The organism is Sporosarcina sp. BP05, assembly GCF_014282005.1.
In the GTDB taxonomy this organism is placed as follows: Bacteria; Bacillota; Bacilli; order Bacillales_A; family Planococcaceae; genus Sporosarcina.
Genome location: NZ_JACFTD010000101.1, coordinates 1 through 333, shown reverse-complemented (window position 1 = coordinate 333; position 333 = coordinate 1). Strand labels below are relative to the sequence as shown.

The 333-nt window shown below is 45.6% G+C and carries 2 tRNA genes; both read left to right on the top strand.

The window, feature by feature from the left end:
- Window positions 1-61 precede the first annotated feature (61 nt).
- Window positions 62-138: transfer RNA gene (locus H2672_RS19375), tRNA-Ile, on the top strand.
- Window positions 139-187: 49 nt separating this feature from the next.
- A tRNA-Ala gene (locus H2672_RS19370) sits at window positions 188-263 on the top strand.
- The last annotated feature ends 70 nt before the right edge of the window (window positions 264-333 follow it).

Sequence of the window (333 nt, the reverse complement as noted above, 5' to 3'; positions counted from 1 at the left end):
CGTTTTGCGTTCAGTTTTGAAGGCTCATTTTTCGAACTTTCAAAGATATATATCCCTGAAGGGGCCTATAGCTCAGCTGGTTAGAGCGCACGCCTGATAAGCGTGAGGTCGGTGGTTCGAGTCCACTTAGGCCCACCATTAATCTTTTTAAGCGATATTAAAGCTTAAATAATTATGGTTCAATTTAGGGGCCTTAGCTCAGCTGGGAGAGCGCCTGCCTTGCACGCAGGAGGTCAGCGGTTCGATCCCGCTAGGCTCCACCAACACATACTCCAAGTGGGGTATTTTTGTTCTTTGAAAACTGAATGAAACGACATTGATAGCAACAAATCA